This window comes from Sphingopyxis sp. MC1 (assembly GCF_000371385.1).
GTDB lineage: Bacteria > Pseudomonadota > Alphaproteobacteria > Sphingomonadales > Sphingomonadaceae > Sphingopyxis > Sphingopyxis terrae.
In genome coordinates, this window is record NZ_AOUN01000016.1 from 98,143 (window position 1) to 117,731 (window position 19,589).

The window sequence follows — 19,589 nt, forward strand, 5'->3', positions numbered from 1 at the left end:
GGGCGGGGCTTTCCTATCATGCTTCATCGTGCTTAGCTGTGTCCGTGCCGATCGGCTCCGGCGAAGCGATGTCCGTGCGACGTTGCGCCGTCGACGCTTCGCCGGTCTTGATGCGGGAAAGAGGAGAAAGCCCATGTGCGATGAATTTACCGAAGCCGACCTCGACCGCGCCGGTCTGCCCGTGCGGCGCCGCGATTTCGGCGCGCTGATGGGCGTCGGGGCGGTGGCGGCGATGCTGCCCGCCGCGGCCTGTGCCGCCGGGACGATCAAGGGACGCGACGTCACGATCACGACCGACGACGGCACCGTCGACGCCTATTTCGTCGCGCCGGGCGAGGGCAAGCATCCCGGCGTGCTGATGTGGCCCGACATTCGCGGGCTGCGCCCCGCCTTTCGCCAGATGGCCGACCGGCTTGCCGGGGCGGGCTATGCCGTGCTGTGCGTCAATCCCTTCTATCGCTGGGCGAAGGCGCCGGTGGTCTATTCGGGGCATGATTTCGACGACCCCGGCGTGCGCGAGACGCTGTTCGGTTATCTCAAGCAACTGAACCGCACGCTGGTGCAGACCGACGCCAAGGCGCATCTCGCGTTCCTCGATGCACAGGCGGAGGTCGATACGGCGAAAGGGATCGGCACCGCGGGCTATTGCATGGGCGGGCCGATGGTCATCTATACCGCGGCGCTGAACCCGGCGCGCGTCAAGGCGGCGGCGAGCTTTCACGGTGCGTCGGTCGCGACCGACAAGCCCGACAGCCCGCATCTGTTGATCCCCGCGAGCGACGCCGGATTTCTTTTCGCGATCGCCGATAATGACGATGCGAAAGACCCCGAGGAAAAGACCCGGCTGAAGGCGGTACTGGCCCCGCGCAAGCAGTGGCACGAGGTCGAGGTGTACAAGGGCGCGATGCACGGCTGGTGCCCGCCCGACGGCCGCGCCTATGACGAGGCGGCGGCCGAAAAGGCGTGGGGGCGGATGCTCGAGCTGTTCAAGGCGGCGCTGTAGGTTTTACCGCGTCATTGCGAAACCGGCGGCAGCCGGGGGAAGCAATCTCCAGCGATCGACCTTCAACGACGATAGCTGGAGATTGCCGCGCGGCTCCGCCGCTCGCAATGACGCGGTCGGAAACTCACCCCATCGGGTAGAGGATATCCTTGCCGACGCGGTCGAGTGTCTTCATCAGCGCGGCGTCGAGCACCAGCTCCTTCGCGGCGAGGATCGGTTCGAGCTGGTCGTAGCTGCTGACGCCGACGATGGTCGAGGCGACGAAATCATGCTGTTTCGACCAGGTGGTCGCCATCGTCACCGGGTCGATCCCGGCCTCGGCGGCGATCGCGAGATAGCGTTCGGTGGCGGCGAGCGACTTGTCGTTGACGAAGCGGCGGCCCATCGCGGCCTGCCGCCCCTCCATCGCCAGATAGCGTGAGAAGCGCGCGCCTTCGGGCGTCGCGCCGCCCTGATATTTGCCCGACAGGACGCCGCCGGCGAGCGGCGAGTAAGGGATCAGGCTGACCCCTTCCTGGCGGCAGACCTGCGCCAGCTCGTCCTCGAAGCGGCGGTTGTTGAGGCTGAAATTGTTCTGGATCGTGTGATAGCGGGCGACTCCCAGCTTTTCCGAGGCCGCGAGCGATTTCATCAGGCCCCAGCTCGTCTCGTTCGAACAGCCGAGGATGCGCACCTTGCCTTCGCGGACCAGTTCGTCGAGCGCGTCCATCATCTCCTCATAGGGCGCGTCATGGTCGGGCCAGTGCGTCTGGTAGAGGTCGACATAGTCGGTCTGCAGCCGCGTCAGGCTTGCTTCGATCGCGGTGCGGATATTGTGGCGGTCGAGCGCGGTCATGCCCCCGCGGCACGGCGATTTGAACCAGACATGGCTCGGCCCCGAAACCTTGGTCGCGAGGATGATCGCGTCGCGGTTCTTGGTCTTGAGCCAGCGGCCGACGATCTCTTCGGTGCGGCCGACCCATTTGATGTCGGGCGGCACCGGATAGCCTTCGGCGGTGTCGTAGAAATTGATCCCCTCGTCGAAGCAGCGGTCGAGGATGCGCAGCGCCTCGGCCTCATCGGTCTGACTGCCGAAAGTCATCGTGCCCATGCAGATGTCGGTGACGTGGATGGCGCTCTGGCCCAGGCGGCGCGTTTTCATGGGGCGGATCTCCGGTCTCGAGAGAGGGTGGGAGGCCCGTGCATAGGTTGCGGATCGCAACCTTGCAATCAGATCAGCAACGCGAGCGATCCGACGAGCAGCGCGGCCATCGTCCAGTTGAAGGCGCGCAGCCGTGCGGGCGATGACAGCCAGCCGCGCAGCGAAACGCCCATCACCGCCCACAGGCTGGTCGAGGGCAGGTTGATGACGCCGAAGATCGCGGCGACGAGCAGGACCGCGGCGATATTGCGATCGGGCGCATAGAGCGCGATCGCGGTCAGCGCCATCGACCAGGCCTTGGGATTGACCCACTGGAACAGCACCGCCTGCCCGAAGCTCATCGGCCTACCGCGCGGGCTGTCGCCGCCGCTCGGCGCGCCGGCGTTGGCGATCTTCCACGCCAGCCACAAGAGATAGGCGACGCTGATGATCTTGAGGATGAGGTTCAGCACCGGAAACAGGTCGAACAGGCCCATCAGCCCGACGCCGACGAGGACGATCATCAGCGTGAAGCCGAAGCCCACGCCGAGCGCATGCGGCACGGTGCGGCGCAGGCCGAAATTGGCGCCCGACGCCATCAGCATCATATTGTTCGGCCCCGGCGTGATCGACGAGACGAGGGCAAAGGCGGCAAGCGCGGCGAAGGTGGTCTGTTGCATGCCGCGCAATATAATGGCGATGCTCTCGCGACGGGTTGCAAATTTGGGCGCCGATGCGATAAGTTTTGCAACTTATGGCTGGATTGGATAAGATAGACCGCAAGATATTGCGCGAACTTGCGAGCGAGGGGCGAATCTCCAATATCGAGCTCGCTGACCGCGTCGGCCTGTCGCCCTCGGCGTGTCTGCGCCGCGTGCAGGAACTTGAGCGCAGCGGGGTCATCAAGGGCTATCGCGCGGTGGTCGATCCGGCGAAGCTGGGGCTGACCTTTCTGGCCTATGTGACCGTCGGCCTGTCGTCGCACACGAAGAAGTCGCAGGGCGATTTCGAAGCGGCGATGGCGCTCGCACCCGAAGTGCGCGAATGCCATAATATTACCGGGACGATCGAATATCTGCTGCGCGTAGAGACGCAGGATCTGGCGGCGTACAAGCATTTCCATACCGAAGTGCTCGGCGTGCTGCCGCAGGTCCATTCGATCACCACCTATGTACTGATGGATTCGCCGAAGGACGAACGGGCTTGATCGAGGGTAACGCCTTGAACCGCATCGTCCGCCACCGCATATCGGTTTCATGCTGAAACTGTCCTTCCTCGATCTCGTCCCCGTCACCGACACGGGCACGATCGCCCAGTCGCTCGCCAATGCCGCCGATCTCGCCCGCCATGCCGAAGCGCTCGGCTATGTGCGCTACTGGGTGGCCGAGCATCACGGGATGGCGGGGATCGCGAGCGCGGCGACGTCGGTGGTGCTCGCGCATATCGGGCAGGCGACGTCGACCATCCGGATCGGCGCCGGCGGGATCATGCTGCCCAATCATGCGCCGATGGTGATCGCCGAACAGTTCGGGACGCTGGAAGCGCTGTTTCCCGGCCGCATCGACCTTGGCCTCGGCCGTGCACCGGGGTCTGACGGGCGCGTCGCGCAGGCGCTGCGCCGCAATCTGGCGAGCGACGAGCGCCAGTTTCCGCAGGACGTCGTCGAATTGCAGGCCTTTCTTGCCGGGGACGACCGGCTGGGTATCCGCGCGGTGCCGGGCGAGGGGACGAAGGTGCCGCTGTGGATCCTGGGGTCGAGCCTGTTCGGCGCGCAACTCGCGGCGATGCTCGGGCTGCCCTACGCCTTTGCCAGCCATTTCGCGCCCGATGCGCTCGACGAGGCGCTCGACATCTATCGCCGCCAGTTCCGCCCGTCGGAGCAGCTGGCCGAGCCTTACGCTGCCGCTGCGTTCAATGTCTTCGCCGCCGACACGCGCGAGGAGGCCGAATTGCTCGCCTCGTCGCAGCAGCAGGCGTTCGTCGCGCTGCGCACCGGCAATCCGGGCAAGATGAAGCCGCCGCTTGCGGGCTACAAGGACAGCCTGCCGCCCAATGCGCGCGCGATCCTCGACCATGTGCTGCAATGTTCGGCGGTCGGAACGGTCGATGACATCGCCGCGGGCCTGCAGGGCTTTGCCGCGCGCACCGGCGTCGACGAGGTGATCGTCGCGTCGTCGATGTACGACCATGCCGCGCGCAAGCGTTCGCTCGCCATCGCGATCGAGGCGGCGAAGCGCCTCTGATCAGGCGGGCGGGTCGCTCGGTTCGGGACGGAAGCTCAGGCTGGCGAGGCGCCACGCCGTGTCGTCGCCCATCAAGTCGGCGGCGGTCGGCACGTCGGCGGGCGAGGGGCAATCGACCTCGGCATCGATATAGCGCCCCGTTTCGCGCAGCCGCACGCTGACGTCGCCATAGCGGGCCTTCAGCGTCGCGATCAGATCCTCGGCGTCGTCGGACAGATCGTTCGAGGCCAGCTTGCGCGGCGTCCCGTCGAGCAGTTCGGCGACCGCCTGATCGAGCGCGCCGAGCGCGTCCTTGACGATCGACAGCGCGATGAACAGCGCCGCCGTCGCGTCGGCCCACCACCAGCCGAGACCGATACCGACGATGCCCGCGATGCCCGCCAGCCCGGTCTGCCAATCGGCCTTCTGCATCAGCGCGTCGGTGTGCAGCACCTTGTCCTTGATGCGTTCGGCAACGGGCTGCTTGATCCGGCCGAGGATGATCGGCGGGACGATCGAATAGACCAGCGCCGCGATCATCAGCCAGCCGAGCCAGACCGTGTGACCGAAGAGGGTGACGCCGCCGACGGTGGGATGTTCGCGGCGGACGAGCGTGGTGATGCTTTCATAGGACAGGAAAGCGCCGACCGAGAGCAGCGCGGTCGCCGCGATGAGGAAGGCCAGGCTGTTGCCCCGCCGATAGCCGAAGGGAAAGCGCCGGTTCGGATCGCGGCGTTCCCACCGCGCCGCGAGGAGGAAGACGATCGCGGGCACCAGGCTCAGAAAATCTTCGATCACCGCCGATTTCATCGCCTGGCTGGCGCCCATCGTCAGCCACATCAGCACGATCACGCTGCTCATCCAGAACAGCGTCCACCATTCGAGCCGCTCGCCGCGCCGGACGTCGGCGGCGATGGCGGGAGCAATACCGCCGTGGACGGTCATCGCCGCGCCTCGGCGACCATGCGGTCGGTTGCGAGGACGAGGGCGTTTTCGCCGTTGCGGCGCGCGATGCGCAGCACGGGCATGTCGGCATCGTCGGGCTCGCCATGTGTCAGCGGCTTCGACAGCGCGATTTCGGTCTTCCACGGCGAGGCCTTGGCGAAATGGCCGACCACCGCATCGACATCGCCTTCTTCGAGCATGTGGAGGGCGTGCTCGCCATGCGCCTCGATGCGCGCGACGGTTGCGCCATGCGCCGCAGCGTAGCGACCGAGCAGGTCGAGCGCGGGCGCGGCGTCGGGTGTCGCGGGAAGGACGATGACGCGCATCGGCCCGGTGCGGGAAATGCGTTCGCTGGTGCCGCTGGCATCACGCGGCATGCCGTCGCATGCGGCGAGCAGCAGGGGCAGCAACAGAAGCGCGGGCATCTTTCGCATCATTGGGCGAACGCGGATCAACGGGCTTGGTTGCATCGAACAGAACAGGGTCAGGCGCCGTGTTGACGCGCCTCTGGCGGCGGCGGTATAGGGGCGGCCCGTGCAAGGGCGGCCCGCTTTGGGGTCGCCTTTTTACTTTAGGCTTTTTGGAAAGGTGCCCGATATGTCGATCACGCCGCTGATGCCCGTTTACCCCCGGTGCGGTGTGCGTCCGGTGCGAGGCGAGGGCGCCTATCTGATCGGCGAGCGCGGCGAGCGTTATCTCGATTTCGCGAGCGGCATCGCGGTCAATCTGCTCGGTCACGGCCATCCGCATCTGACGAAGGCGATCCAGGATCAGGCGGCGACGCTGATGCATGTGTCAAACCTTTACGGCAGCCCGCAGGGTGAAGCCTTTGCGCAGCGGCTGGTCGACAATACCTTTGCCGATACGGTGTTCTTCACCAATTCGGGCGCGGAGGCGGTCGAATGCGCGATCAAGACCGCGCGCGCCTATCATTCGAGCGCGGGCAATGCGCACAAGCATACGCTCATCACCTTCAACAACGCGTTTCATGGGCGCACGCTCGGCACCATTTCGGCGACCAATCAGGAAAAGCTGCGCAAGGGCTTCGACCCGTTGCTTCCGGGCTTTGCCTATGCGCCCTTCGACGACCTCAACGCCGCGCTCGATCTGGTCGATGACAGCACGGCGGGCTTCCTGCTCGAACCCGTGCAGGGCGAAGGCGGCATCCGCCCGGCGTCGCAACCCTTCCTGCAGGGGCTGCGCGACATCTGCAACGAACGCGACCTGATGCTGGTGTTCGACGAAGTGCAGTGCGGCGTCGCGCGCACCGGATCGCTCTATGCCTATGAACAGTTCGGCGTCGCGCCCGACATCATGGCGACCGCGAAGGGTATCGGCGGCGGCTTCCCGCTCGGCGCCTGCCTTGCCACCGAAAAGGCGGCGCGCGGCATGGTCATCGGCACGCATGGGTCGACCTATGGCGGCAACCCGCTGGCGATGGCGGCGGGGCAGGCGGTGTTCGACGTGATCCTGGAGGATGGCTTCATGGATCAGGTCAAGGCGACCGGCGAGCGGCTGCGCGGCGCGCTCGAACAGCTTATCCCCAATCACGATCATCTGTTCGAAAGCATCCGCGGCATGGGCCTGATGCTCGGCATCAAGATGAAGTCCGACAGCCGTGCCTTCGTCGCGCATCTGCGCGACAACCACGGCCTGCTGACGGTCGCGGCGGGCGACAATGTCGTGCGCATCCTGCCGCCGCTGAACATCGAGCAGGGCCATATCGACGAATGTATCGAGAAACTGTCGGCGGGGGCGGCGAGCTATACGCCGCCGGAAGCATGAGCGCACCTGCGCGGCGGCATTTCCTGAACCTGTCCGACGCGGGCGGGGATGCCATTGCGGCGATGCTGGCCGATGCGATCGACCGCAAGACGGCGCGCGCGGCGTGGCCCAAGGGCCGGGTTGACGCCGACGCGCCGCTTGCGGGTCATGTGCTGGCGATGATCTTCGAGAAGAATTCGACCCGCACGCGCGCTTCGTTCGACATGGCAATCCGCCAGCTCGGCGGCAGCGCGATGGTGATGGAAGCGGGGTCGATGCAGATCGGCCGCGGCGAAACCATCGCCGACACGGCGCGCGTCCTGTCGCGCTATGTCGATGCGATCATGATCCGCACCGATGATCATGCAAAGATCGAGGAGCTGGCCGAATATGCCAGCGTCCCCGTTATCAACGGGCTGACCGACCTGTCGCACCCTTGCCAGATCGTCGCCGACCTGCTGACGATCGTCGAGGGCGGCAAGGCCTTGCCCGGCCTTGAACTCGCATGGCTTGGCGATGGCAACAATGTGCTCGCCTCGCTGATCGAGGCGGCGGGGCTGTTCGGCTTCAATGTTCGCGCCGGGGTGCCGCAGGGCTATGACCCCGACATGCGCTTCGTCGAGGCGGCGCGCGCGCAGGGCGCGCGCATCGACATCCTGCGCGACGCGGCCGAGGCGGTGGCGGGCGCCGACATCGTCGTCACCGATACCTGGGTGTCGATGGGGCAGGACCATGCCCACAACAAGCTGGCCGCAATGGCGCCCTATCAGGTCGACGAGCGATTGATGGGCAAGGCGAAGGGCGATGCGCTGTTCCTCCACTGCCTGCCCGCGCATCGCGGCGAAGAGGTGGTCGATGCGGTGATCGACGGCGCGCAGTCGCGCGTGTGGGACGAGGCGGAAAACCGCGTCCATGCACAGAAATCGGTTCTTTTGTGGGCGTTGGGGAAATTGTGAGCGAGACGCGCGAAACCTGGTTCGACGAACCCCTGATCTTCACCATCGCCGAGCGGCATGTCCGCGGCCGCTTCGTGCGGCTGGGGCCGGTGCTCAACCGCATCATGGCGGCGCACAGCTATCCGCCGGTGATGGAAAAGCTGCTCGCCGAGGCGCTGGTGCTGACCGTGCTGCTCGGTTCGACGCTCAAGGACGATGAAAGCCAGATGACGCTGCAGGCGCAGACCGGCGGCGGCCCCGTCGATCTGCTCGTCTGCGATTATCGCGCTGGTGAGCTGCGTGGCTATCTGAAGTTCGATGCCGAACGGCTGGCCGAAGTCGGACCCGATCCGACGCTGTTCGGTCTGTTCGGCGAGGGTTTTCTGGCGATCACCTTCGATCAGGCGGTGAGCGGCGAGCGCTGGCAGGGGATCGTCCCGCTCGAAGGATCGTCGATCGCCGATGCCGCCGAACATTATTTCGAGCAGTCCGAACAGATACCGAGCCTCGTCCGGCTTTGCGCGCGGCACGACGCGGAGCTGGGCTGCGTCGCCGGGGGTTTGCTGCTGCAGCATCTGCCCGACGGCGAGGTCGGGCGCGACCGGATCGAAGCGCGCGCCGATCATCCCGAATGGGAACATGCGCGCACGATTGCGGCGACGCTGAAGGACGAGGAACTGACCGACGCCGCGGCCTCGCTCGAAACGTTGGCGTGGCGGCTGTTCCACGAAGAGGAAGTTCGCGTCGAACCCGGCGTGGCGGTGTCGCGCGGCTGTCGCTGCAACATCGACCATTATGCGCGGGTTCTGGCACAGTTTCCCGAAGCCGAACGGCAGGAAATGGCCGACGACGACGGGATCATCCAGGTCGATTGTGCCTTTTGTTCGCGGCTGTTCCCCGTCCCGCTCGACGAGATCGCGACGCGCCACTGACGCACGGGCCGTCGATGAAGCGAGGCAGGCGTGCGCTGAATGGTTGAAATACGCGGGTTTGATGATTAGGTGATGTGCAGGGGTCGTTGCCGTTCCACACGGAACGGCCGGTGGACAAGGTGCAAATGACGATCTTCTCTCCCATGTTTCGCATATCGGCGATGGCGCTTGCCCTGACCGGAGCGGCGAGCGCGGTGCCTGCGCAGGCGCCGACGCTGGCCATGCTCGACCGGCTGGAAAAGGGCAGTTGGCAGCTGCGCGAGCGCGGCAAGGATGCGGTGCTCCAGACCGTATGTCTGGGCGACGCGCGCCGCCTGATCCAGGTCTATCATCCGCGCGCGACCTGCTCGCGCTATGTGATCGAGGATACGCCGACATCGGTGACGGTGCATTATACCTGCCCCGGCGCCGGCCATGGCCGCACCACGATCCGCAGCGAAACGAACCGGCTCGTCCAGATCGACACGCAGGGCATCGCCGACGGCAAGCCCTTCTCGCAGGCGATCGAGGCGCGCCGCGCCGGCGGCTGCTGAAGCAAACCCTTTGTTAACCATCCTTCACTAGAAGGGCGATTGCGACACGCCGATGTGTGTCCTTCTCCCTAACGGCATTCATGCCGCACTGGGCCGCCCGTCGAACGACGCGCGGCCCATTTTCTTTGGTGCGCCGCACAAATCGCGGTCTTGCGCGAAGCGCGACGCGGGCGTATCGCGCGGCGATGCAGGATCTTTCCGGAAAAACGGTGATCGTCCTTCTGTCGGGCGGTCTGGACTCGATGGTTTGCGCAGGACTGGCGCGCGAGGCGGGGGCGCGGATCGTCGCGCTGACCGTCGATTACAACCAGCGGCACCGCGTCGAGCTGGACTCGGCGGCGCGGATTGCGACGGCGGTGGGCGCGGCCGAGCATATCGTGCTGCCGCTCGATCTGCGGCGTTTCGGCGGGTCGGCGCTGACCGCCGACATCGATGTGCCCAAGGACGGCGTGGGCGAGGATATTCCCGTCACCTATGTTCCCGCGCGCAACCTGATCTTCCTGTCGCTGACGCTTGGCCTCGCGGAAGCGCGGCAGTCGCAGGACATCTTCATCGGCGTCAACGCGCTCGATTATTCGGGCTATCCCGATTGCCGCCCCGAATTCATCGCGGGCTTCCAGCATCTCGCGCAGCTCGCGACGCGCGACGGCGACAAGGGGGTCGATTTCACGATCCACGCGCCGCTGCAGCATATGACCAAGGCCGACATCGCGGCCGAGGCGGCGCGGCTCGGCATGGATGCGGGGATGAGCTGGTCCTGCTACGACCCGACGCCCGAGGGGCTGCATTGCGGGCTGTGCGACAGTTGCCGCCTGCGCCGCAAGGGCTTCGCCGACGCCGGGCTCGCCGACCCGACGCGCTACGCCGTCGAGGCCTGACCCATGGCCTATGCGGTCAAGGAAATATTCCTGACGCTGCAGGGCGAGGGCGCGCAGGCCGGACGTCGCGCTGTCTTCTGCCGCTTTGCGGGCTGCAACCTGTGGACGGGGCGCGAGCAGGACCGCGCCAAGGCGATCTGCAAATTCTGCGATACCGATTTCGTCAGCACCGACGGGACGCTGGGCGGCAAATATGCCGATGCCGCGGCGCTGGCGGAGCGGATTGGCGAAACATGGGGGGCGGCGCAAGATGACCGCTATGTCGTGCTGACCGGCGGCGAGCCGATGTTGCAGGTCGACGATGCGCTGATCGAGGCGCTGCATGGCGAGGGCTTCACCGTCGCGATCGAAAGCAACGGCACGCTGCCGGTGCCGCGGCTGATCGACTGGATCTGCATCAGCCCCAAGGCGGGCAGCGAGCTGGTCCAGACAAGCGGCGACGAACTCAAGCTGGTGTGGCCGCAGCCGGGGAGCGATGTCGAACGGCTGGCGGAACTCGATTTCGCGCACCGGCTGATCCAGCCGCTCGACGATGCCAATGCCGCGGACAATGTCCGGCACTGTATCGATCTGGTGATGCGCGATCCGCGCTGGCGTCTGTCGCTGCAGACGCACAAGACGCTGGGGCTGCGCTGAGCGAAGAGGCTGCGGCGGCCGCCCTACTGGCTGTCGACCTGGGCCTTCTTTGCCGCCGGAGCGGGGACGGCGTCAGGATTGTCGCTCTGATCCGCGGGCGCGCTATCGCTGCTGCTGCTGTCGGCGCTTTCGTCGTCGGCCTTGCTGTCGGTCTTTTTCGAATCGCTGCCGGGCACGCTGCTGTCGACCGCGGTGCCATCGCTTGCTGCATCGTCGAGGACGATCATCGAGTCGCTGATCGTGCCGGGTTCGACCTCGACCGCGTCGAGCTTGGTCGTGGTCTTGCTGCCTTCGCTGCCTCCGCAGGCGGCGAGCGACAGGGCGAAGAGCGAGGTGAGGATGATCCGCGTCATGTGCCGGTCCTAATCGCTGGCCGCGATCTTGTCGAGAAAGGCCGGAAGGGCATCGGCGAGCGCGGCGTCGACCGCGGCGAAATCGGCGGGGCGGCCAAGCTCGGACAAGCTCGTCACCGGAAAGTCGGCGATACCGCACGGCACGATGCCGCCGAAATGCGTCATGTCAGGCGCGACGTTGAGCGAAAAGCCGTGGAGCGTCACCCAGCGCCGGACGCGGACACCGATCGCGCCGATCTTAGCCTCACGGCCGTCGCGATCGTCGGTCCAGATGCCGATCCGCCCTTCGGCGCGGCGTGCCGCGACGCCGAGCCGCGCGAGCGCGTCGATCACCCAACCTTCGAGTGCATGGACATAGGCGCGTACGTCGCGCCCGCGCTGCGCAAGGTCGAGCTGGACATAGCCGACGCGCTGGCCGGGACCATGATAGGTGTAGCGCCCGCCGCGGCCCGCGTCATAGACCGGAAAACGCGGGTCGAGCAGCTCGGCGGGGTCGGCGCTCGTCCCGGCGGTATAGAGCGGCGGATGTTCGAGCAGCCAGATGCGCTCGCCCGCCGTGCCCGCGTGGATCGCCGCGGCGCGCGCCTCCATATCGGCAAGCGCGGCGGGATAATCGACAAGGCTAGGCGAAACGGTCCATTCGGGAGGCGGGAGCGCGGACATCGCGCGGCTTCTGCCCCGCGCGGGCGCGAAGCGCAAGGGGGCGGCATCCGCGCCGAACGGGGCTGGACTTTGGGCGCGAAGCCGGTCAGGTTCGGCGCCAATCCGAAGCGATAAATGACGGGGTATCAATGGCAAAATTCGATATGGGCGCGGCGTGGGACGATGCCATTCAGCTTCTGAAGGCGCACCGCCCGCTCACCGGCACCATCGCGGCGGTGTTTCTGTTCCTGCCCGCGCTTGCGGTGGCCTGGTTCGGCCCGGCGCCGATCGAGCCGCCCGCCGAAGCGACGATCGACCAGCTGACCGCGGCGATGCAGCAGAATATCCTGCAGATGCTGCCGTATCAGATCGGCGTTGCGCTGTTCACGATGTTCGGGACGGTGGCGATCATGCGGCTGTGGCTGTCGCGGTCGAGCACCAGCGTCGGCGAGGCGCTGGGCTTTGCCGCGTCGATGCTGCTCACCATTTTGGCGGTGCAGATATTGACCGGCCTGATGCTGGGCGTCGGCTTTCTGCTGCTCATCATTCCGGGGCTTTATCTGATCGGGCGGCTCGCTTTCGTCGCGCCGCTGGTCGCCGACCGCGCGATCCGCAATCCGGTCGAGGTGATCGCGACGAGCTGGCGGATGACGCATGGCAATGGCTGGCGCATTTTCCTGTTCCTGTTCCTCGTCACGCTAGTCGTCATCATCGCGGCATCGCTGGTGGGCGGGCTGGTCGGTATGATCGGCGGTGCGGGCAGCGTCGGCAAGATGCTCGGCGGGCTGGTCGAAGCGGGCTTCGGGCTCGTCGCGACGATGATCTCGATCGCGATTTCAGCGGCCGCCTATCGGCAGCTGGCGACAACCCAGGCGGGGGATATCTTCGCCTGACCATGTCCAACAGGGGAGAATGGATGTGAATAATATCAGCATCAGTCAGGCCTGGTCCTATGCGACCAGCTTTTTCAGCGGCCGCGCCGCCGAGCATGCCATCGCGCTGATCGGCGTCGGCATTGCGGTGCCGCTGATCCTGCAGCTCGCGCTCGGCGGCGGCATGGCCGCCTTCGATCCGGCGCGGATGACGAGCGGGGCAGGGGCTTTCGCCGCGTTCAGCGGTTTTGCGATCCTGCTCGGCTTGGTCAATTACATCCTCCAGACCGGTAGCTATTTCGCTTCGTGGCGACTGGGCTTCAGCGACGGTCAGGAAAATGTCGGCGGTGCGCTGAGCTATGGGCTGGTGGCCGCGCTGCCCGTGCTCCTTTTCACGGCGGCGATCCTCTTCGTGATCGGCATCATCGGCTTTCTGCTCTTCGGCGGCGCCTTTGCGCCGGCGCTGCTCAGCGGCCGCCAGCCGAGCGAATCGGCGCTGGCGGGCATGGGCTTCGCGATGCTGATCCTGGTGCCGCTGTTCCTGCTGTTCATCGTCTGGCTCGCGGCGCGGCTGTGCTGCACCGGGCCGATCATGGCCGACAAGCGGACCTTCAATGTCCTGACCGGCCTGTCCGAATCGTGGCGGATCACCGGCGCGGCACAGTGGAAGATCTTCGCCTATTTCATCCTGCTGGGCATCGCCTTCCTGGTGATTGCGATGATCCTTGGCGCGGTGGTCGGCTTTTCGGTCTTTGCGAGCGGCGGGATGCCGGGCGCGGGATCGATGGTCGGACTGATCGTCGGCAGCATCGTGATGAGCATTCCCGTCGCCTATCTGCAGGTCGGGATTCCGGCGGGCATCTACCGCGCGCTCGGGCCCGTCGATGCGGGCAGCGTGTTCGCCTGATCGACGGTCAATATCGCACGAATCAGGGGCGCCCGCGGCCGACGCGGCGCCCCCTTTTCGTCAGCTCCACTTGGCGAGGGGCGGCAGGCTCATCAGGATCGCGTCGATATTGCCGCCGGTCTTGAGCCCGAACAGCGTGCCGCGATCGTAGACGAGGTTGAATTCGGCGTAGCGGCCGCGCCACACGAGCTGCTCCTCGCGCTCGGCTTCGGTGAAGGGCTGGCTCATCCGGCGGCGCACGATCTGCGGGAAGATGTCGAGGAAGGCCTCCCCCACGGCGCGGGTGAATTCGAAATTGCGGTCGAAGCCCGCATCGTCGGCGCATTCGAGATGGTCGTAGAATATCCCCCCGACGCCGCGATGGACGCCGCGATGCGGGATATAGAAATAATCCTCCGCCCATTTCGAATAGCGGGCATAAGCATCGGGACCGAAGGGCGCGCAGGCGGCGCGCAGCCGCGCATGAAAGGCGTCGGTGTCCTCGGCATAGGGGATGGGCGGGTTGAGGTCGGCGCCGCCGCCGAACCAGCGCTTCGTCGTGGTGAGGAAGCGGGTGTTCATGTGCACCGCCGGAACATGCGGATTGGCCATATGCGCGACGAGGCTGATGCCGGTGGCGAAGAAGCGCGGGTCGCTTTCGGCGCCGTTGATCGACTGGGCGAAATCGGGCGCGAACTCGCCCGCGACGGTCGAGACATTGACCCCGACCTTTTCGAAAACCCGGCCGGTCATCACCCCGCGCACGCCGCCGCCGCCTTCGCCTGCCGCAATACCTTCGGCCTCACGGTCCCACGGCGTATAGGCGAAGCGCGCGTCGCTGCCCGCCTCGGCCTCGATCGCCTCGAACGTGGCGCAGATCCGGTCGCGCAGCGACTCGAACCAGTCGCGCGCCGCCTGTTGCTGGGGATCGAGCGAAATCATGACGCAAAGCCTTTCGTCTGCCGGAGTGCCTCGGCCAGCGCGATGCCAGCCGCGACCGCGACATTCAAGGACCGAAAGCCCGGCCGCATCGGAATCGCGACCCGCGCCGCCGCGGCGGCATGGACGTGCGCGGGAACGCCCGACGACTCCGCGCCGAGCAGCAGCACGTCGCCCTCCTGAAACACGAAATCGGGCAGGGCGGTCGCGCCCGCGGTGGTCATCAGCACCAGCCGCCCGCCGTCGGCGCGGTTCCAGTCGCCGAAGCCCGCCCAATCGGCGTGGCGCCGCACATTGGCGCGCGCGGCATAATCCATTCCGGCGCGGCGCAGCGCCTGGTCGGAAAAAGGAAAGCCGCACGGTTCGATGATGTGCGCCGGAACCCCGAAGCAGGCCGCGGTGCGCAGGATGGTGCCGACGTTCCCGGCGATGTCGGGCTGAAACAGGGCGATTTGCATCGCTCCGCCTTAGCTTCGCGCGCCTGCGGAATCGAGAGGGGGCAACATAGCGGTCACAAAGCGGAAATTGCCTGTTGGCAAGGCTGTTGTGTGCGGCTATCAGGCCCGCAATTCCCGGAGGGGCCGCCGGGATTTGCGACGCTTTGCGCGCGTAAAACGGGGTGGCCAGTTTTCCGAGAACCATTGTCAGTTCACCCAGCGCAAGGGCAATCGAATGGCCAGTGAATCCAATCTCAACGCCGGCATCGAGGATGGCGTGCGGCGCCGGGACTTCATCAATATCGCGGCGGTCAGCTTCGCGGGTGTTGGTGCGGCCACCGTCGTTTTGCCGCTGGTGAACCAGATGAATCCGTCCGCGGACGTGCTGGCGCTGTCGTCGACCGAAATCGACATTTCCGCGATCCAGTCGGGTCAGGCGATCAAGACGAGCTGGCGCAAGCAGCCGGTGTTCGTCCGCAACCTGACGCCCGTCGAAATCGCCGAGGCGAAGAAGGTGCCGCTAAGCGACCTGCGCGATCCGCAGACGCTCGACGAGCGCACCAAGCCCGGCAAAGAAAACTGGTTGATCACGCTGGGCGTCTGCACCCACCTGGGCTGCGTGCCGCTCGGCGCCGCCGAGGGCGAGCCGCGCGGCGATTATGGCGGCTATTTCTGCCCGTGCCACGGTTCGCACTACGACACCGCGGCGCGTATCCGCAAAGGCCCGGCGCCGAAGAATCTGTTCGTGCCGCCTTATGAATTCAACAGCGACACCGTCGTGACGATCGGCTGAGGAGCGAGATAAGATGAGCTTTCCCTGGGCCAAGAACTATGAACCCCAGCAGCCGCTGATGAAGTGGCTCGACGCGAAGCTGCCGCTGCCGCGTCTCGTCTACAATGCGATCGGGGCCGGCTATCCGGTGCCGCGCAACCTCAACTATTTCTGGAACTTCGGCGTCCTCGCCGGGGCCGCGCTGGCGATCCAGATCATCACCGGCATCGTGCTGGCGATGCATTATGCCGCCAATGCGGGCGTCGCGTTCAACTCGGTCGAGCATATCATGCGCGACGTGAACGCCGGCTGGTTCCTGCGCTACGCGCACATGAACGGCGCGAGCATGTTCTTCATCGTCGTCTATCTGCACATCTTCCGCGGCCTTTATTACGGTTCGTACAAGGCGCCGCGCGAAATGGTGTGGCTGCTCGGCGTCGTGATCTTCCTCCTGATGATGGCGACCGCCTTCATGGGCTACGTCCTTCCCTGGGGCCAGATGAGCTTCTGGGGGGCGCAGGTGATCACCGGCTTCTTCTCGGCGATACCCGCCGTGGGCGATCCGATCCGCGTCTGGCTGCTCGGCGGTTTTGCGCCGGACAACGCCGCGCTCAACCGCTTCTTCTCGCTCCACTATCTGCTGCCCTTCGTGATCGCGGGTGTCATCATCCTGCACATCTGGGCGCTGCATATCCCGGGGTCGTCGAACCCGACCGGTATCGAGGTGAAGGACGAACAGGACACCGTCCCGTTCCACCCCTATTACACTGCGAAGGACGGTTTCGGCCTTGGCGTGTTCCTGATGATCTTCGTCGCGCTGACCTTCTTCAGCCCGAACCTGCTCGGTCACCCGGACAATTATATCCCGGCGAACCCGCTTTCGACGCCGGCGCACATCGTTCCCGAATGGTATTTCTGGCCGTTCTACGCGATCCTGCGCGCCTTCACCTTCAACTTCCTGTGGATCGATGCGAAGCTGTGGGGCGTCATCGCGATGTTCGCGGCGATCGCGCTGCTGTTCTTCCTGCCGTGGCTCGACAGCTCGCCGGTGAAGTCGTCGAACTATCGTCCGCTCAACCGCATCTTCTTCTGGATCCTCGTCGTCGACGTGTTCATCCTGGGCTATTGCGGCAAGAGCCCGGCGGAGCAGCCCTATGTGATCCTCAGCCAGCTGTGCGCGGCCTATTATTTCGCGCACTTCCTGATCATCCTGCCGATCATCTCGCGGATCGAACGGCCGCTTCCGATGCCGAATTCGATCACCGAGGCGGTCCTCGCCAAGAATGCCGACGCGTCGTCGGCCCCGGCAACGGCCTGAGCGCCGGACTTTTATAGGAGCTGATACAGCCATGGTTCGTCCGCTCGGATTTCTCGTCGGCCTGGGTTTCATCCTGGCGCTGCTGTGCGCGATCTTCACCACGCCGCTCTCGAACGAGCCCAACGCGGTGCATGAATTCCACAAGCACCCGCGCCACCTCGCGCTCGCCAGCGACGGCATGTTCCCGCATTGGGACAAGGCCCAGCTGCAGCGCGGGATGCAGGTGTACAAGGAAGTGTGCTCGGCCTGTCACAGCCTGAACCTCGTCGCGTTCCGCGACATCGCCGAACTCGGCTATACCGAGGGTCAGGTGAAGAGCTTCGCCAAAAGCTATGACAATATCCCGTCGATCAACCCCGACACGGGCGAACCGGCGACCCGCACCGGCCTGCCGTCGGATCACTTCCCGGCGCCCTATGCGAACGAAACCGCGGCGCGCGCGGCGAACAACAATGCGCTGCCGCCCGATCTTTCGCTGATCACCAAGGCGCGCGAAGACGGCAAGAATTACGTCTATTCGCTGATCACCGGCTTCCAGAACCCGCCGGCGAACCTGCCGAAGGAACTGCAGCCCGCGACCGGTCTGCACTACAACCCCTATTTCGCGAACCTCAACCTCGCGATGGCACCGCCGCTGGCCGATGGTCAGGTGACGTTCGCCGACGGTTCGCCGAACGACCTCAAGAGCATGGCGAAGGACGTGACCGCCTTCCTCGTGTGGACGGCCGAACCCAAGCTGGTGAAGCGCGTGTGGACCGGCTGGGCCGTGTTCCTTTACCTTCTGATCTTCACCATCCTTGCTTATCTGTCGTACCGGAACATCTGGGCCGGCAAGGAACATTGAGGATCGGGGACGCGGGCATAGCGAAGGGCGGTCGACTATGATCGCCCTTCCGCCGCGTCCCGACCTCGACCTGTCGGAGCTCGTGCGCACGATCCCCGATTTCCCGAAACCCGGGATCCAGTTTCGCGACATCACGACCTTGATCGGCGACGCGGCGGGCTTTTCCGAAAGCGTCCGCCGTCTGGCAGGCCGCGCCGCCCGCTATCGCCCCGACCTGATCGTGGCGGTCGAGGCGCGCGGTTTTCTGTTCGGCGCGGCGATGGCAACCGCGCTCGGTATCGGGCTGGTGCCGGTGCGCAAGGCGGGCAAGCTGCCCGGCGTGACCATCGGCGTCGACTATGAACTGGAATATGGCACCGACCGGCTCGAGCTGCACGAAGGCGCCGTCACCGAAGGCCACCGCGTCGTGCTGGTCGATGATCTGCTCGCCACGGGCGGGACCATTCTCGCGACCGCCGAATTGATGCGCAGCGTCGGCGCCGACGTCGCCGCAGCGCTGTTCGTCATCGACCTTCCCGACCTCGGCGGCTCGCAGCGGCTCAAGGCCGCAGGCCTCGCGTGCGAAACGCTGATCGCCTTCGACGGCGATTGAGGCGCGGCGGTTTTGGGGTGGAGCGTTGACGTTGCTAAATCTCAGCGACGGGTGTAACTCGGCTGAATGATATCGCGAACAATTTTGGCGCTATTCCTTTGCTTAACTACAGCAACATCGGCATTTGGAGAGGTTAAGATCGTTGAGCCAAGCAAGAAAGATATTCTTGCAGCGTTAGACGTCCAAGCGGAAGCCGAACTAACTTCATGGTTAGATCAATACTCTCCTGGATCGGCTATCGGCCATATCATCCCAGTCAAGAAAATTTCAGATCTTTTTTGCGAGGTCAGCATTGAGTTTACGTCCGAGCATTTCGTATCTTGCCACTTTGTCGCGCACTACGGCACAAAGCTTGTTTATCACATAGCGACGCAAAGAATGGCCGAAGCTGGTTGGCGTATAATCGCCGACAAAACGGTTGATCGAGAGCTCAAGTAAAAGCTTCCGCAATCGGTCGCCTCTGGTCATTCGATTCAGATTGGCTGCGAACGGCGACTTTGGGGTGGGAAGAGGACATTCAGTCCATTATAGGAATTTGGGTCTGCGTAGCGAAGGATCGACGGTGGCCAAGCATCTCACGATATTAATGCTGGCCTTGTTGACCGCTTGTTCTTCAAATAGTGACAGTGTCACGATGCTTGCTACTAGACTGGCACACCAAGACAGCGTCGATCTCTCTAAAGAATATCGTGACGGCTATATTCCGTGCGGCGTTAAGACGCTTTCTAAAGTGCCGAGTAAGAAAATTGATGCTGCGCTCGAAGCGCCCGATGTTTCCGCAATATGGGAGATACTCGGCAGCGACACACTTGATGCTTATGTTAAGGCGTGCAGGCAAGCCGACCTCCAGAGAGGGCCGTCGCTAAAAACATAGTCATCCCCATACCGTCCACAATCGCTCGGCTGTCGTCATAATCGCAAGATCGGTGCGGAATGACCGGGATGGGGTGTATTCTGTTGAAGAAG

General features: G+C 65.0%; 25 protein-coding genes. 17 read left to right on the forward strand and 8 right to left on the reverse strand.

Annotated elements, in window-relative coordinates; translation table 11 throughout:
* Positions 1-133: 133 nt before the first annotated feature.
* Positions 134-1,003 carry a dienelactone hydrolase family protein gene (locus tag EBMC1_RS15460; protein ID WP_003050423.1) on the forward strand — a complete coding sequence of 290 codons (870 nt, stop codon included), beginning with the start codon at positions 134-136 and terminating at the stop codon, positions 1,001-1,003.
* A gap of 124 nt (positions 1,004-1,127) precedes the next feature.
* Here the strand turns inward: EBMC1_RS15460 and EBMC1_RS15465 are convergent, their stop codons facing one another.
* Positions 1,128-2,144, reverse strand: a complete 1,017-nt coding sequence (locus tag EBMC1_RS15465) for an aldo/keto reductase (protein WP_003050425.1) — start codon at positions 2,142-2,144, stop codon at positions 1,128-1,130.
* 68 nt (positions 2,145-2,212) lie between these two features.
* Positions 2,213-2,803, reverse strand: coding sequence for a LysE family translocator (locus EBMC1_RS15470; protein ID WP_003050428.1), 591 nt, complete (start codon positions 2,801-2,803; stop codon positions 2,213-2,215).
* Positions 2,804-2,877: 74 nt separating this feature from the next.
* On the opposite strand from EBMC1_RS15470, the gene EBMC1_RS15475 reads away from it, so the two are divergent.
* Both EBMC1_RS15475 and EBMC1_RS15480 read left to right on the forward strand, forming a co-directional pair.
* Positions 2,878-3,330 carry an Lrp/AsnC family transcriptional regulator gene (locus tag EBMC1_RS15475; protein WP_040590592.1) on the forward strand — a complete coding sequence of 151 codons (453 nt, stop codon included), beginning with the start codon at positions 2,878-2,880 and terminating at the stop codon, positions 3,328-3,330.
* A gap of 49 nt (positions 3,331-3,379) precedes the next feature.
* Complete coding sequence (locus tag EBMC1_RS15480) at positions 3,380-4,366, forward strand: LLM class flavin-dependent oxidoreductase (RefSeq protein WP_003050434.1); 987 nt, start codon at positions 3,380-3,382, stop codon at positions 4,364-4,366.
* Here the strand turns inward: EBMC1_RS15480 and EBMC1_RS15485 are convergent, their stop codons facing one another.
* The gene (locus EBMC1_RS15485; RefSeq protein ID WP_003050437.1) at positions 4,367-5,290 is read right to left on the reverse strand and encodes a cation diffusion facilitator family transporter; all 924 of its coding nucleotides are present in this window, start codon (positions 5,288-5,290) and stop codon (positions 4,367-4,369) included.
* Complete coding sequence (locus tag EBMC1_RS15490; RefSeq protein ID WP_003050440.1) at positions 5,287-5,715, reverse strand: hypothetical protein; 429 nt, start codon at positions 5,713-5,715, stop codon at positions 5,287-5,289. The genes EBMC1_RS15485 and EBMC1_RS15490 overlap by 4 nt, the downstream gene beginning before the upstream one ends.
* A gap of 172 nt (positions 5,716-5,887) precedes the next feature.
* Here EBMC1_RS15490 and EBMC1_RS15495 point away from each other — a divergent pair, with 172 nt between their 5' ends.
* The 6 genes from EBMC1_RS15495 to queE all read left to right on the forward strand — a co-directional run bounded on the left by EBMC1_RS15495 (position 5,888) and on the right by queE (position 10,968).
* Positions 5,888-7,075, forward strand: coding sequence for an aspartate aminotransferase family protein (locus EBMC1_RS15495; protein WP_003050443.1), 1,188 nt, complete (start codon positions 5,888-5,890; stop codon positions 7,073-7,075).
* Positions 7,072-8,010: an ornithine carbamoyltransferase gene (gene argF, locus EBMC1_RS15500; RefSeq protein WP_003050448.1), complete on the forward strand. Its 939-nt coding sequence runs from the start codon at positions 7,072-7,074 to the stop codon at positions 8,008-8,010. The genes EBMC1_RS15495 and argF overlap by 4 nt, the downstream gene beginning before the upstream one ends.
* On the forward strand, positions 8,007-8,921 hold the full coding sequence (gene hslO / locus EBMC1_RS15505; protein WP_003050451.1) for an Hsp33 family molecular chaperone HslO: 915 nt from the start codon (positions 8,007-8,009) through the stop codon (positions 8,919-8,921). Before argF ends, hslO begins: the two co-directional genes overlap by 4 nt.
* Before the next feature lie 161 nt (positions 8,922-9,082).
* On the forward strand, positions 9,083-9,454 hold the full coding sequence (locus tag EBMC1_RS15510; RefSeq protein ID WP_231292945.1) for a hypothetical protein: 372 nt from the start codon (positions 9,083-9,085) through the stop codon (positions 9,452-9,454).
* Positions 9,455-9,639: 185 nt separating this feature from the next.
* Positions 9,640-10,332: a 7-cyano-7-deazaguanine synthase QueC gene (queC, locus tag EBMC1_RS15515; protein ID WP_040590598.1), complete on the forward strand. Its 693-nt coding sequence runs from the start codon at positions 9,640-9,642 to the stop codon at positions 10,330-10,332.
* Positions 10,333-10,335: 3 nt separating this feature from the next.
* A complete protein-coding gene (queE, locus tag EBMC1_RS15520) occupies positions 10,336-10,968 on the forward strand; it encodes a 7-carboxy-7-deazaguanine synthase (protein ID WP_003050460.1) in 633 nt (210 codons plus the stop codon).
* Between the two features lie 23 nt (positions 10,969-10,991).
* On the opposite strand, the gene EBMC1_RS15525 is transcribed toward queE, so the two are convergent.
* Together EBMC1_RS15525 and lipB are read right to left on the reverse strand one after the other, a co-directional pair.
* Positions 10,992-11,321, reverse strand: coding sequence for a hypothetical protein (locus EBMC1_RS15525; protein ID WP_003050463.1), 330 nt, complete (start codon positions 11,319-11,321; stop codon positions 10,992-10,994).
* Positions 11,322-11,330: 9 nt separating this feature from the next.
* On the reverse strand, positions 11,331-11,984 hold the full coding sequence (gene lipB, locus EBMC1_RS15530; RefSeq protein ID WP_003050466.1) for a lipoyl(octanoyl) transferase LipB: 654 nt from the start codon (positions 11,982-11,984) through the stop codon (positions 11,331-11,333).
* A 128-nt stretch (positions 11,985-12,112) separates the two neighbouring features.
* Between lipB and EBMC1_RS15535 the strand changes: the two genes are divergently transcribed.
* Both EBMC1_RS15535 and EBMC1_RS15540 read left to right on the forward strand, forming a co-directional pair.
* Positions 12,113-12,856, forward strand: a complete 744-nt coding sequence (locus tag EBMC1_RS15535) for a hypothetical protein (RefSeq protein ID WP_003050468.1) — start codon at positions 12,113-12,115, stop codon at positions 12,854-12,856.
* 25 nt (positions 12,857-12,881) lie between these two features.
* Positions 12,882-13,742 (forward strand): hypothetical protein, encoded by an 861-nt coding sequence (locus EBMC1_RS15540; RefSeq protein WP_156001385.1) that lies wholly within the window; start codon positions 12,882-12,884, stop codon positions 13,740-13,742.
* 60 nt (positions 13,743-13,802) lie between these two features.
* On the opposite strand, the gene hemF is transcribed toward EBMC1_RS15540, so the two are convergent.
* Both hemF and EBMC1_RS15550 read right to left on the reverse strand, forming a co-directional pair.
* Positions 13,803-14,663, reverse strand: a complete 861-nt coding sequence (gene hemF, locus EBMC1_RS15545; protein ID WP_003050473.1) for an oxygen-dependent coproporphyrinogen oxidase — start codon at positions 14,661-14,663, stop codon at positions 13,803-13,805.
* Complete coding sequence (locus tag EBMC1_RS15550; protein WP_003050476.1) at positions 14,660-15,118, reverse strand: tRNA (cytidine(34)-2'-O)-methyltransferase; 459 nt, start codon at positions 15,116-15,118, stop codon at positions 14,660-14,662. The genes hemF and EBMC1_RS15550 overlap by 4 nt, the downstream gene beginning before the upstream one ends.
* Before the next feature lie 214 nt (positions 15,119-15,332).
* On the opposite strand from EBMC1_RS15550, the gene petA reads away from it, so the two are divergent.
* From petA to EBMC1_RS18550, 6 genes are all read left to right on the forward strand, one after another.
* On the forward strand, positions 15,333-15,890 hold the full coding sequence (gene petA / locus EBMC1_RS15555) for a ubiquinol-cytochrome c reductase iron-sulfur subunit (RefSeq protein ID WP_003050479.1): 558 nt from the start codon (positions 15,333-15,335) through the stop codon (positions 15,888-15,890).
* Positions 15,891-15,903: 13 nt separating this feature from the next.
* A complete protein-coding gene (locus EBMC1_RS15560; RefSeq protein ID WP_003050481.1) occupies positions 15,904-17,187 on the forward strand; it encodes a cytochrome b in 1,284 nt (427 codons plus the stop codon).
* A gap of 31 nt (positions 17,188-17,218) precedes the next feature.
* Positions 17,219-18,031 carry a cytochrome c1 gene (locus EBMC1_RS15565; protein ID WP_003050484.1) on the forward strand — a complete coding sequence of 271 codons (813 nt, stop codon included), beginning with the start codon at positions 17,219-17,221 and terminating at the stop codon, positions 18,029-18,031.
* Between the two features lie 37 nt (positions 18,032-18,068).
* Positions 18,069-18,623 (forward strand): adenine phosphoribosyltransferase, encoded by a 555-nt coding sequence (locus tag EBMC1_RS15570; protein ID WP_003050486.1) that lies wholly within the window; start codon positions 18,069-18,071, stop codon positions 18,621-18,623.
* A gap of 66 nt (positions 18,624-18,689) precedes the next feature.
* The gene (locus EBMC1_RS18545; protein WP_156001387.1) at positions 18,690-19,061 is read left to right on the forward strand and encodes a hypothetical protein; all 372 of its coding nucleotides are present in this window, start codon (positions 18,690-18,692) and stop codon (positions 19,059-19,061) included.
* Positions 19,062-19,185: 124 nt separating this feature from the next.
* Positions 19,186-19,497, forward strand: coding sequence for a hypothetical protein (locus EBMC1_RS18550; RefSeq protein WP_156001389.1), 312 nt, complete (start codon positions 19,186-19,188; stop codon positions 19,495-19,497).
* The last annotated feature ends 92 nt before the right edge of the window (positions 19,498-19,589 follow it).

Coding starts and splice junctions, on each gene's coding strand:
- EBMC1_RS15460 (WP_003050423.1), top strand. CDS start 134: ATGTGCGATGAATTTACCGAAGCCGACCTCGACCGCGCCGGTCTGCCC.
- EBMC1_RS15465 (WP_003050425.1), bottom strand. CDS start 2,144: ATGAAAACGCGCCGCCTGGGCCAGAGCGCCATCCACGTCACCGACATC.
- EBMC1_RS15470 (WP_003050428.1), bottom strand. CDS start 2,803: ATGCAACAGACCACCTTCGCCGCGCTTGCCGCCTTTGCCCTCGTCTCG.
- EBMC1_RS15475 (WP_040590592.1), top strand. CDS start 2,878: ATGGCTGGATTGGATAAGATAGACCGCAAGATATTGCGCGAACTTGCG.
- EBMC1_RS15480 (WP_003050434.1), top strand. CDS start 3,380: ATGCTGAAACTGTCCTTCCTCGATCTCGTCCCCGTCACCGACACGGGC.
- EBMC1_RS15485 (WP_003050437.1), bottom strand. CDS start 5,290: ATGACCGTCCACGGCGGTATTGCTCCCGCCATCGCCGCCGACGTCCGG.
- EBMC1_RS15490 (WP_003050440.1), bottom strand. CDS start 5,715: ATGCCCGCGCTTCTGTTGCTGCCCCTGCTGCTCGCCGCATGCGACGGC.
- EBMC1_RS15495 (WP_003050443.1), top strand. CDS start 5,888: ATGTCGATCACGCCGCTGATGCCCGTTTACCCCCGGTGCGGTGTGCGT.
- argF (WP_003050448.1), top strand. CDS start 7,072: ATGAGCGCACCTGCGCGGCGGCATTTCCTGAACCTGTCCGACGCGGGC.
- EBMC1_RS15510 (WP_231292945.1), top strand. CDS start 9,083: ATGGCGCTTGCCCTGACCGGAGCGGCGAGCGCGGTGCCTGCGCAGGCG.
- queC (WP_040590598.1), top strand. CDS start 9,640: ATGCAGGATCTTTCCGGAAAAACGGTGATCGTCCTTCTGTCGGGCGGT.
- queE (WP_003050460.1), top strand. CDS start 10,336: ATGGCCTATGCGGTCAAGGAAATATTCCTGACGCTGCAGGGCGAGGGC.
- EBMC1_RS15525 (WP_003050463.1), bottom strand. CDS start 11,321: ATGACGCGGATCATCCTCACCTCGCTCTTCGCCCTGTCGCTCGCCGCC.
- lipB (WP_003050466.1), bottom strand. CDS start 11,984: ATGTCCGCGCTCCCGCCTCCCGAATGGACCGTTTCGCCTAGCCTTGTC.
- EBMC1_RS15535 (WP_003050468.1), top strand. CDS start 12,113: ATGGCAAAATTCGATATGGGCGCGGCGTGGGACGATGCCATTCAGCTT.
- hemF (WP_003050473.1), bottom strand. CDS start 14,663: ATGATTTCGCTCGATCCCCAGCAACAGGCGGCGCGCGACTGGTTCGAG.
- EBMC1_RS15550 (WP_003050476.1), bottom strand. CDS start 15,118: ATGCAAATCGCCCTGTTTCAGCCCGACATCGCCGGGAACGTCGGCACC.
- petA (WP_003050479.1), top strand. CDS start 15,333: ATGGCCAGTGAATCCAATCTCAACGCCGGCATCGAGGATGGCGTGCGG.
- EBMC1_RS15560 (WP_003050481.1), top strand. CDS start 15,904: ATGAGCTTTCCCTGGGCCAAGAACTATGAACCCCAGCAGCCGCTGATG.
- EBMC1_RS15565 (WP_003050484.1), top strand. CDS start 17,219: ATGGTTCGTCCGCTCGGATTTCTCGTCGGCCTGGGTTTCATCCTGGCG.
- EBMC1_RS15570 (WP_003050486.1), top strand. CDS start 18,069: ATGATCGCCCTTCCGCCGCGTCCCGACCTCGACCTGTCGGAGCTCGTG.
- EBMC1_RS18545 (WP_156001387.1), top strand. CDS start 18,690: ATGATATCGCGAACAATTTTGGCGCTATTCCTTTGCTTAACTACAGCA.